We start from the raw sequence: 11,051 nt of genomic DNA, 5'->3' as shown, positions 1-11,051 counted from the left end.
ACGGAGCTGATTCCGGTGCTCATCAAAGGAATGCAGGAACAGCAGGCAGAAATTGAGCGACTCAAAGAAGAAATAGAAAAGCTTCAGAAGGACAAATAACAGTTCCTTCTTCTTCAAACAAAAAAAGCCCCTTATGCAGATATGCGTGAGGGGCTTTTTTATTGAGCCGAAGATCGGATTTGAACCGACGACCTACGCTTTACGAGAGCGTTGCTCTACCAGCTGAGCTACTTCGGCTTAAAGCTTAAAACTAAAATTACGATTCTTTTCAAATCTTCTGCAACAGTATTGTTTTCCTCTTACCTTGAAAAGAAAAATAATAGATGTCGGTAACACTAATTCTGATTACGGCTAATGTGGTAGTTTCATTAGTTGCTCTTTATGCACTGCCCCAGGTTTTCGAAAAAGGAATGATGATGCCTTATCGGGTAATGCGTGAAAACACCTGGTATGAATTGATAAGTTCAGGATTTATTCATGCCGGTATAGGTCATCTTTTCCTGAATATGTTCGTGTTATTCTTTTTTGGAATGGTTTTGGAGCGCTCAATTGGAAGAGAGCATTTCATAGCACTATACCTGTCTGCTTTGGTTATTTCCAGCTTGCCATCTTTATTTCAGCACAAAGATAACCCTGAATTTGCCACTGTAGGAGCTTCGGGGGCGGTAGAAAGTGTGCTCTTCGGATTTATTCTTCTTTTTCCGCTAGATCCGATTTACATCATGTTCATCCCATTCGGAATTCCGGCAATTATCTTCGGAGCACTATTTTTGATCTACAGTGTTTTTGCAAGTAAAAGAGAGGGACGCATAAACCATGAGGCTCACATCGCAGGTGCGATCTGGGGTTTCCTGTACCTGATTATCTTCGTTCCCAACACTATTGATCACTTTCTCAGCGTATTTGGGCTAATCTGATTTCTATCCTTTTTTAGAACGAAAGTCTATCATAAAGTTTGTCAATGCTTGTACGGATTCTAAAGTGCAGGCATTGTATATACTGGCACGAACTCCTCCAACACTTCGGTGACCTTTTAAAGCAACCAGATCATGTTCTTCCGCCTCTTTAAGAAAGCTTTGTTCCAACTCTTTGGATGGCAACCGAAAGGTGACGTTCATTTTTGAACGGGATTCTTTCTCCGCTGTTCCCTGATAAAAATCATCTTGGTCAATAGTACGGTAAAGAAGCTCAGCTTTTTGGTTGTTCAGCTTCTGGAAGTAAGGAATTCCACCTTTTTCTTCCACCCACTGTAAAACCAGATTTACCATATATACTGCAAAAGATGGCGGAGTATTGAAAATACGTTCGCTATGGGAATGGTAATTCAGGAAAGTGGGGATGTCCTTCTTTGTATTTGTTTTAAGAAAGTCTTTTCTCACGATAACTACGGTTACTCCCGATGGCCCCAGGTTTTTTTGGGCCCCGGCGTAAATCAACCCATAACGATCTACGTCAATTGGGCGGGAAATAAAATCCGAAGAAGCATCACAGATCAGCGGAGCGCCATTTGAGTCTGGCTCGCTTTGAAACTGAGTACCATAAATAGTGTTATTTGAAGTATAGTGAACATAACGAGGATTTTCAGACAGTTTCAGCTCCTTATTAGTAGGAACACGGGTAAAATCCTGTTCTTCACTGCTGAAGGGTACATGAACATTTCCGAATAGTTTTGCTTCCTTAATAGCTTTTTGGGACCAAACCCCGGTATTTATATAATCTGCCGTTTCATCTTTATGGAGAAAATTGAAAGGAATCTGCATGAATTGGGCTGTTGCTCCACCCTGCAAAAACATGATATGAAAGTCATCACCAAGTCCTAAAATTCGGTTAAGTCGTTCTTTCGCTTCCGAATCTATCTTAGTGTATTCCTTTCCACGGTGACTTTTCTCCATGATTGAAGTCCCGGTTCCGTGATAATCAAGCAGCTCATCCTGTACAATTTCTAAAACTTCCAGGGGAAGAGCCGCAGGTCCGGCGCTAAAATTGTGAACGCGTTTCATGTTTTACTTTAAATTTTTTAGTGAGTTAGAGGTCTAAAATGTATGTATAAGTAGCCCTGAACGAAGTTTGGGCTCAAACCAGGTAGATTTTGGAGGCATAAGCTGGCCAGCATCAGAGACGTCCAGCAATTCTTCAATACTAGTTGGATACAGGCTTATTCCGAGAGAAGCCTCGCCATTATCTACCAGACTCTCCAGTTCATCGGTGCCCCGGATACCTCCCACGAAATCAATATTTGGATCTGTTCGCTGGTCTTTGATGTCAAGGATAGGCGTAAGGATCTGGTTTTGTAACAAAGAAATATCAAGTTGTGAAGCAGGGTCGGTATGCTCCGAAGGTTTAAGAGTAATCCCGTACCAGTTATCATTCACATAAAAAGAAACCATTCCTTTCTTGGGCGGAACAGGTTTAGCCTTTTTCTGCACCGTGAACTTATTTTCCAGTTGCTTGAGGAAATTATCCGGAATCGAAAATACAATTCTGTTATAAGCCAAAATTTCCATTTGATCCATCGGGAAAAGCACGGCCGGAAAAAAGTTATATTCTTCGCTTCCATTATGCTCAGGATTCTGCGAAGCATATTCCTTAGCGGCTCTGGCAGCACTGGCACAACGGTGATGGCCATCAGCTACATAAAGCTTGGGGATTTTTTGAAACTCAGAAACCAGGGTCTCCGATGATTCTACCTTCCAAATGGTATGCTGAATTCCATCTTCGGTTATAAGATCATATACCGGCTCATTTTGATCTATATGATTGTTCATGAAGCTGGTGACAGAACCCGCGTCACGGAATGTAAGCATGACGGGCTCGGCATGGGCTTCCTGAGTGATGATATGTTTAGTTCGGTCGTCCTCTTTGTCGGGCCGGGTAAGTTCGTGCTTAAGGATAACATCAGTGTTGTAGTCGTCCACACTTACACATCCAAAGATTCCTGTTTGCGAGCGGCCCTTCATGATGAGCCTATAGATGTATAATGCGTCACTTTCTTCCTGCAAAAAAGCATCCGAGTTTAAAAGGGTGTGCAGATTCTCCCGTCCTTTTTCGTAGACTCTGGCATCATAGACAGAAGTTTTTTCGGGGAGATCGATTTCAGGACGGATTACATGTAAAAAGCTATTTTGCTTTCCCTTTGCAAGGTCTTTGGCTTCCTTGGTATTAATTACATCGTAAGGTACACATGCTACTTCGGGGGCGAAATCCGGCTGGGGTCTCCATGCCTTAAAAGGCTTAACAACGGCCATAAAAAAGTTTTTGATTTTGGTTATCCTTAGGGGCACTTAATGTACACAAAAATGAACTTTATTTAACTGGAAAGCCCTTAAATTTAGGGAATGAAACAACTAATTATAAAAGAGAAGGAATATGAGCGAGAATGGGAATAAACTGAATGAAGAACAACAGGAACAGCTATTATTTATGATGCTGGTTCAACAACATCAGCAAATTGCGATGATGGGTCTTGGTAAAATTCAGCACCCGGAAACGGGGGAGACGGAGATGGATCTTTCTTCAGCTAAATATGCAATCGATACGCTGGGTATGCTAAAGAAATTCACGAAGGGTAATCTTTCCAAAGAATCAGCAAGTTACCTTGAGCAAGCCCTTACTAACTTAAGATTGAATTACGCTGAAGAGTCAAAGAAAAAGAAAGACACAAACTCTGGAGAAGCTTCTGGAAAAGATGAGTGACTATAAACCAGAGCCCATTAAAGCAGCCGGTGGTGTTGTGTTAAGATTCATTGCCGATTCAATCATACCCGAAGTGCTGATGATTTATAGGAATGGGTATTGGGATTTGCCCAAAGGCAAACTAGAAGAAGGTGAGTCTATTGAAATGTGTGCTGTTCGTGAAGTAGCCGAAGAAGTAGGAAGCAGTTTGCCTGCCATTGTTTCAACTATCGGAACCAGCTACCATGAGTATCCTGAAAAAGGAAAAACAATGGGTAAAACAACCTGGTGGTACTCTATGATTTTTACCAGGCCAGAAACATTCATTCCTCAAGAAAAGGAAGGAATAGAACAGGTAGAATGGGTGTTATTACCTGAAGCCATAGAGAAGGCCGGCTTCGAAAACCTTAAAGAAATACTCAGAAGTTTAACTCAATAAAAAAAGGTGTGATCAAAAATCACACCTTTACGTTTAATCTAAATATACTGTTGACTAATTTTGTAACCGGAAATTAATAGAGAGAGCATACTGCACCCGAACAGGACGTCCTCTTTGCATGCCAGGTTCAAAGCTCGCTTCTTTAACTGCTCTCAGAGCCTCTTCATCACAGCCCCCTCCAATACCACGAACAACCTGGGCATTTTCTACATTACCCTGTTCATTCACAATAAATTGTACAGTTACACGCCCTTCGATACCTGCTTTTCTAGCCATTTCGGGGTACGTAACACTTCCCTGAAGCTTAGCCATGCCCCCTTTAAGTTTTGGCATTTGTTCAACTACCACAAAAAAGTCCTCTTCTTCCTCTTCTTCAGGCGGAGGTGGTGGCAGGTCCATAGGTGCATCCATATCAAGTTCAGCATCCATGTTAATCATTTCGTCCTCAATAATTTCATCATTGGGAACCTCAACCGGTACTGGTGGCCGCGGTGGTGGAGGTGGGGTTTCGATTTGTTTGGTTTGGATTACCTCTTCCATTTCCACGACTTCCTGTTCATCAAGAGCGATCTCCTTGGGCGGTTCGGTCTCAATATTTACTTTTACCAAGGCTATCATAAACAGAAGGGCAAAAATTGTTCCCACCTCTAATATGATGGTATATGACTTTCTTAAATTGGCTTTTGGTGATTTTCTCTCGTTTCGCATTTTTTCTCCCAGCTTTAACTAATACTTCTTACAGTATTTAAGTTTTCTATAAGTATTAAGCCTAACAAAACAACGACTTAAATCGTTTTATTAACTAACTAACAAACATTTTATTGGATTGCAAACCTGAAAAAACGAGTAGAGTCAAAAGCGGTTTTAAAATAGAAGGGGTAAATATCATTTCATAAAAAAAGGTGTGACCTGTTGATCACACCTTTTAAATGATTCAAAAATTGTATTAGAATTAATTTTCCAAGCGGAAGTTGATGGAGAGAGCATACTGTACACGTACCGGGCGACCGCGCTGCATTCCCGGAGTAAAGTTAGCCGCTTGAACAGCTTTCAGGGCTTCTTCATCGCAACCACCGCCAATTCCACGAACGACTTTTGCGTTTTCAACTTTGCCTTGTTCGTTTACAATAAACTGAACAGTAACACGCCCTTCAATACCAGCTCTTCGGGCCATTTCAGGATATCTAACACTTCCCTGAAGTTTAGCCATTCCTCCTTCCAGTTTAGGCATCTGCTCTACTACCACAAAGAAATCTTCTTCTTCCTCTTCAGCAGGAGGAGGTGGAGGCAGATCCATCGGTGCGTCCATATCAAGCTCGGCATCAAGATCGATCATTTCGTCCTCAATAATTTCATCATTGGGAACTTCAACCGGTACCGGTGGACGCGGTGGTGGTGGGGGAGTTTCAATTTGTTTGGTTTGGATTACCTCTTCCATTTCCACGACTTCCTGCTCATCAAGAGCTATTGCCTGTGGAGGTTCAGTTTCGATCGTAACCTTAACGGCAGTGATCATGAAAAGCAGTGCAATGATCAGACCTGCCTCAAGATAGACAGTGTAGGATCGTTTCAGATCTGCTTTCGGTGATTTTCTTTCATTTCTCATAATTCAAATACAATATTATCTGTTGTAACGATAAGTTGAAAAGAACGGGATTTTATACATACTCTGCAAGTAGCAGAATATTAATTTAACTCTTTAAACAAATTTTTAGTGTAGTTATTTTTTTCAGGTATCAAGAAGAATGAATTGAACGGTTTCTTTAATTCGGAAAGAGGCGACTTTACCTGCTTTTTTGCCAGGGATGTATCGTTGAATTTTGATTGCCTTTAACACGGCATCATCGCATCCACCACCAATACCGCGGAGTATTATAGGATTGAGAACCCGCCCATTTGTATTTACTTCAAATTCAACTTCTACAATGCCTTGTATTCCGAACCGACGCGCATGCTTGGGGTAGTCAATACTTTTGCGAAAGGCATCTTCTCCTCCAATCATAACAGGAAGTTGCTCAATATCTTTAAATAATTCATAGTTAACATCTGTGAAAATTTGCTGCGGTAACGGAGGAACCATAAGTCTGTCGATGATATTGAACTCGTCCATTTCGACGGGAAAAAGCTCGATGGGCTCATCGTTGGGTATTTTAACAGGAACTGTTGGAATAGGAGGAGGTTTCAAAGCAGGCTTCGTCTCAGAAACGGAAGGTGGAAGTATCAAAGCCGTTTCCTCACTTCTTACAAAAGCTATTCGCTCCTGATTTTGTTCCGGGAACCGTACATTTGTTGCTGCAATCATGATCAGCAACGCAAGGATTATCCCACCCTCAAGAATGAGAGGGTAGGTCAGTCTCAAATCAGCTGCCGGAACTTTTCGAAACATTACACTTATTCTAAATGGCATTGAAAAACAACACCTGTTAAAATAGTAAAAATGGCAAGAAAAGCTTCTCTATCGTTCTTTAGCTAGTTACTCAGTCTGAAATGTACAACCTGTTTCATTCTTACTTTTACAAGGATCCCATTTTGAATCCCGGGGGTATAATTTTGCTTTTTTATAGCCTTGAGTACTTCTTCATCACAACCACCGCCAATGCTGCGAATAATTTCAGGATTTTCAACTTCTCCTTTCTCATTTACAATAAACCTGACTTCAACTATACCTTCAATACCATTTCTCTTCGCCATTTCCGGGTAAGTGATATCTGCATATAAAGCTTTAACTCCGCCTTTCATTTTGGGCATGAATTCAACCTGATCCAGAATTTCTTGTTCTTCATCCTTGGGTTCTTCTGGCGGAAGCGCAAGTGCTGAACCGAGATCACTGAATTCAGGAAACTCGATGGCAGGTGCCTCTATAGGTTTATCATTAGGAACTTCTGCAGGAACAAGGGGAATGGGTGGAGCTGCCGGAGGTTTTTCCTGTTTTGTAATAGGCGAAAGTACGATAGGAGGCTCATCCTCTATAACAGAAAAAGATCCGTTAGACTCAGAAACCGGGAGGTGGAACTTGAAAGCTATAATGAAAATCAAAAGCGCAATAATGAGGCCTGCTTCACATAGAAGAGTATAGTTTTTGCGAAGATCGAACTTAGGTTTTGAAGAGCTCATGAAATGTGGATTAATTAAGAGTTAAATCAATTAACTAATCCGGCAAAGCAATTTTAATCACATCATGATGTGGGGTCAGCCTTGAAGTCCGGGACCTTTTTTGTGAGTAAGTAGAGCACTAAAATGGCGAGTCCGGTTCCAGAAATATCAGCTATAAAATCAAGGATTTCAGGGCTTCGGCCTGTTGGCAGCAAGTACTGAAGAACTTCCACAATCAGCCCAAATAAAGTACCAACCAGGAAAATAGGGGTTAGCTTGAATTTATCTTTCAGAAAACGAACAAGGCCATAAAAGAACGTCCAGGCTCCAAACATAATAAAGTGGACAAGCTTATCCATCCCCAAAAGCGATTTTGGAACATCATAATTGACGGGGAAAAGGGTTCCGTACAGAATAGCGCCTGTGGAAATAACCAAGAGAGTAAGATAAAGTTTGACCGATCGGGTCAGGGTTTTGCTCGGTTTTGTCATTCTTTAAATAATATCTATAGGTGCTAAAGAACCGGAATTCTCGACAAAATATTGTTGGGCTTTTTCAAAGCCGTCTAATAATCCGTGAAAGCATGCCAGCTCTGTAGATGAATACGTAAGCCAATAAGCCCCTATTTTTCCCGCTAAAACATCGCCAAATCCGGCTCGGGAAAAAATACGGGTTTCGTATCCTGTTAAATACGCATCTCCTGATTCTGTTCCAATAACCGATGGCATTCCTTTAGATAGTATAGTGATTTTTTCTTCTACTGCCTTTTTTATGGTAAGCCTGAGCCGGTCAAAGTCGTCATTTATGTCCTGATTCAACAGCGTTTTCAACTCTCCGGGATGTGGAGTAATAATCCAGTTTGAGTTGTTGGGCTTATTCCAATCATTCATTTTTGAAAGTGCAAATAAAGCATCAGCATCAACGACCAGGTCCCCTTCAAAATTTTTCAACACTTTTTGGGTGAACCGAATGGTTTCTTCTTCTCTTCCCAAACCCGGACCTATCAGTACCTTTCCCGGTTTCTCCCGGATGATATCCATAACCCGATCAAAGTGGGATTCTTTGAAATAAACATCATCGCGATCACCAACAGGTTTCTTGATGATCTGCGCCAGCTGCTTCTCATAAATTTCGAGTAATCCTTTTGGGGTAATTAAGACAACTGCACCAAGTCCAGCCGACCAGGCACTTTTTGCAGCAAGAATTCCGGCCCCGGTTAATCCCTCCGAGCCGGCAATGATATACAGTACTCCACCGTCATATTTGTGTTTTTTCCCTTTTGGCGTTGGAGAATTGGCTTCAACCCAGCTCCTGTCGATGAGTTTAGCAGTGGGTTTTTTGTATTTATTAGGAAAGGAAAGTTCGCATAAAATGATTTCCCCAGCCGTATCAAATCCCTGATTAAGGTAAAAACCGGTTTTTAAGGCGCCGAAGCTCAAGCTATAATCGGCCTGAACAGCGGTTCCCAGTATGTGTCCTGAATCAGCATGTAATCCGGTAGGGATATCTAATGCAAATACCGGAATTTCCTGTTTATTGATCCATGAGATGGCATCGGAGTAGGGGGAACGGATGTCTGAATTCAGTCCCGTTCCCAGCATGCCATCTACGATAAAATCGTAGGTGGTTGGGTTGAAATCTTCCCAATTCAGAATTTCAATTTCTTCACCTAGCTTTTGAAGCAGCTCGAAATTCTTTTGGGTGTCAGAACTTAACTCATCAGTTCCGGACAAAAAGCATATTGTGATTTGGTATCCCTGTTGAGAAAGAAGTCGTGCGATGACAAGTGCATCACCAGCATTATTGCCTTTTCCACAAAAGAAAATAACATGAGAGCCAGAAGGAATTTCAGATTGAATGAAATCAGCAGCTCTGGTTCCGGCAATTTCCATCAGCGTAAAACCATCAATCCCGAAATCAGAGATGGTTTTCTCATCCATAAACCGGGATTGCTCAGCTGAGCATAAATAATATGGATGTGGGATTTTTAGCATGTATATAATGATCCATTGTTACCAATGTTGTCATCCCGAGTGGTTAATTAAATGAATGGGGATATGGTGTATAACACGAGGGATCTCAAATCAAAAAAACAGCAAGTAATATATTTTGAGATCCTTCGCGGAAGACATTTGAATCCTAATCTATCAAATGTGCGCTCAGGATGACAACGAATATTGTGAATCTAAGTTGAAAAAATAATTAATACGAACGGGCAAACAATACCTTCTGCTTCGATGGCTTTCCGGTTACCATACATTTTCCTTCTTCGCCATCTTCCAGGGGAATCAGTCGAATGGTGGCCTTAGTATCATCTTTAATTTTTTCTTCCGTTTCCGGCGTTCCGTCCCAATGAGCCCAAACAAATCCACCTTTGTCTTCGATCACTTTCTGAAACTCCTCATAAGAATCCACTTCAGAAGTATTGTCTTCACGCCGTTTCTTAGCCTTGGCATAGAGTTCATCCTGAATGTCAGCCAGTAGCTTTTCAATACGTTCACTTAATCCCTCGCGAGATTCAATGTTTTTCTCTTTAGTATCGCGGCGGGCCAGTTCCACATTATTGTTTTCCAGATCACGGGGACCCACAGCAATTCTTAGTGGAATTCCGGCAGCTTCATGCTCGGCAAACTTGTAGCCGGGATTTTGATTGTCCCGGTCATCCACTTTAATGCGAACGCCCAGTTCCTTCAGTTCATTATAGATGGAGTTAGCATATTCGAGGACTGCTTCCCGCTGCTCATCACTCCGGTAAATAGGCACAATTACCACCTGTGTAGGAGCAAGTTTTGGAGGAAGTACCAATCCCTGATCATCAGAATGTGTCATAATCAGACCACCAATCAATCGGGTAGACACGCCCCAGCTGGTAGCCCAAACCAATTTATGTTCGCCATCTTTATCCTGAAATTTCACATCAAAAGCCTTGGCAAAATTTTGTCCCAGGAAATGAGAAGTTCCGGCTTGTAAAGCTTTTCCATCCTGCATTAGTGCTTCAATACAATAGGTTTCAACGGCACCGGCAAAACGTTCACTAGCCGTTTTCACACCTTTGATAACAGGCATAGCCATAAACTCTTCCGCAAAAGTGGCATATACGTCCAGCATCTGTCGTGTTTCTACCTCTGCTTCTTCTTTTGTAGCATGAGCCGTGTGGCCTTCCTGCCACAGGAACTCCATGGTTCGGAGGAATAAGCGGGTGCGCATTTCCCAACGTACTACATTCGCCCACTGATTTACGAGTATAGGCAGATCCCGGTAAGATTGAATCCACCCGCGGTAAGTATCCCATATAATGGTCTCTGAAGTGGGGCGCACAATCAGTTCTTCTTCAAGCTTGGATTCGGGATCCACTTCCACGCCACCGTTTACGCTTTTAAGACGGCTGTGAGTCACAACCGCACATTCTTTGGCAAAACCTTCCACGTGCTGAGCTTCTTTAGAAAGGAATGATTTGGGAATAAAAAGCGGGAAATAGGCATTTTCATGGCCGGTATCTTTAAACATCTGGTCGAGAGCGTCACGCATATTTTCCCAGAGCGCCATTCCGTTCGGGCGAATTACCATGCTTCCGCGTACGGGCGAATGTTCCGCCAGTTTAGCTTCCCGGATTACATCCAGATACCATTGTGAATAATCTTTTTCCTGTGAAGTTATTTTTTGTGCCATGAACCTTTTTAGTGTGATTTTTTACTCAGAAGCAGAAGTTAAGAAACTTAGCGTAGAGATTAAGGGGAGATAGGTGAAAAAATGTTTTACCCTTTGTTTTAGAATGCCGTATATTTGATGCCCTTTTGGATTTTCTGCCACTAAAACCCAAAAGCACTAATTTTTATTCTTTGTGTTT

General features: G+C 41.9%; 12 protein-coding genes and 1 tRNA gene. 3 read left to right on the top strand and 10 right to left on the bottom strand.

From position 1 onward, the window contains the following. Window positions 1–164 precede the first annotated feature (164 nt). A tRNA-Thr gene (locus RIB15_RS03945) sits at window positions 165–237 on the bottom strand. Between the two features lie 86 nt (window positions 238–323). On the opposite strand from RIB15_RS03945, the gene RIB15_RS03940 reads away from it, so the two are divergent. After that, window positions 324–917, top strand: a complete 594-nt coding sequence (locus RIB15_RS03940; RefSeq protein WP_350200851.1) for a rhomboid family intramembrane serine protease — start codon at window positions 324–326, stop codon at window positions 915–917. 3 nt (window positions 918–920) lie between these two features. Here the strand turns inward: RIB15_RS03940 and serC are convergent, their stop codons facing one another. Together serC and RIB15_RS03930 are read right to left on the bottom strand one after the other, a co-directional pair. After that, entirely contained in the window at window positions 921–2,000 is a 1,080-nt protein-coding gene (serC, locus tag RIB15_RS03935) for a 3-phosphoserine/phosphohydroxythreonine transaminase (RefSeq protein ID WP_350200850.1), read from the bottom strand. Between the two features lie 33 nt (window positions 2,001–2,033). Further along, window positions 2,034–3,245: a DUF1015 domain-containing protein gene (locus RIB15_RS03930; RefSeq protein WP_350200849.1), complete on the bottom strand. Its 1,212-nt coding sequence runs from the start codon at window positions 3,243–3,245 to the stop codon at window positions 2,034–2,036. 121 nt (window positions 3,246–3,366) lie between these two features. On the opposite strand from RIB15_RS03930, the gene RIB15_RS03925 reads away from it, so the two are divergent. Both RIB15_RS03925 and RIB15_RS03920 read left to right on the top strand, forming a co-directional pair. After that, a complete protein-coding gene (locus RIB15_RS03925; RefSeq protein WP_350200848.1) occupies window positions 3,367–3,693 on the top strand; it encodes a DUF1844 domain-containing protein in 327 nt (108 codons plus the stop codon). Further along, window positions 3,686–4,111: an NUDIX hydrolase gene (locus tag RIB15_RS03920; protein ID WP_350200847.1), complete on the top strand. Its 426-nt coding sequence runs from the start codon at window positions 3,686–3,688 to the stop codon at window positions 4,109–4,111. The genes RIB15_RS03925 and RIB15_RS03920 overlap by 8 nt, the downstream gene beginning before the upstream one ends. 54 nt (window positions 4,112–4,165) lie before the next feature. On the opposite strand, the gene RIB15_RS03915 is transcribed toward RIB15_RS03920, so the two are convergent. The 7 genes from RIB15_RS03915 to proS all read right to left on the bottom strand — a co-directional run bounded on the left by RIB15_RS03915 (window position 4,166) and on the right by proS (window position 10,873). Then, window positions 4,166–4,819: an energy transducer TonB gene (locus RIB15_RS03915; protein ID WP_350200846.1), complete on the bottom strand. Its 654-nt coding sequence runs from the start codon at window positions 4,817–4,819 to the stop codon at window positions 4,166–4,168. Between the two features lie 244 nt (window positions 4,820–5,063). After that, a complete protein-coding gene (locus tag RIB15_RS03910) occupies window positions 5,064–5,717 on the bottom strand; it encodes an energy transducer TonB (protein WP_350200845.1) in 654 nt (217 codons plus the stop codon). 123 nt (window positions 5,718–5,840) lie between these two features. Continuing rightward, window positions 5,841–6,497, bottom strand: coding sequence for an energy transducer TonB (locus tag RIB15_RS03905; RefSeq protein ID WP_350200844.1), 657 nt, complete (start codon window positions 6,495–6,497; stop codon window positions 5,841–5,843). Between the two features lie 83 nt (window positions 6,498–6,580). Beyond that, on the bottom strand, window positions 6,581–7,225 hold the full coding sequence (locus tag RIB15_RS03900; protein ID WP_350200843.1) for an energy transducer TonB: 645 nt from the start codon (window positions 7,223–7,225) through the stop codon (window positions 6,581–6,583). Window positions 7,226–7,287: 62 nt separating this feature from the next. After that, complete coding sequence (locus tag RIB15_RS03895; protein WP_350200842.1) at window positions 7,288–7,695, bottom strand: VanZ family protein; 408 nt, start codon at window positions 7,693–7,695, stop codon at window positions 7,288–7,290. Between the two features lie 3 nt (window positions 7,696–7,698). Further along, entirely contained in the window at window positions 7,699–9,198 is a 1,500-nt protein-coding gene (locus RIB15_RS03890) for an NAD(P)H-hydrate epimerase (RefSeq protein ID WP_350200841.1), read from the bottom strand. 208 nt (window positions 9,199–9,406) lie between these two features. Beyond that, window positions 9,407–10,873: a proline--tRNA ligase gene (proS, locus tag RIB15_RS03885; RefSeq protein WP_350200840.1), complete on the bottom strand. Its 1,467-nt coding sequence runs from the start codon at window positions 10,871–10,873 to the stop codon at window positions 9,407–9,409. Window positions 10,874–11,051: the final 178 nt, after the last annotated feature.

It is taken from the genome of Gracilimonas sp. (assembly GCF_040218225.1).
GTDB lineage: Bacteria > Bacteroidota > Rhodothermia > Balneolales > Balneolaceae > Gracilimonas.
The sequence above is the reverse complement of the archived record's forward strand: the minus strand, read 5'-3'. Positions and strand labels throughout refer to the sequence as shown.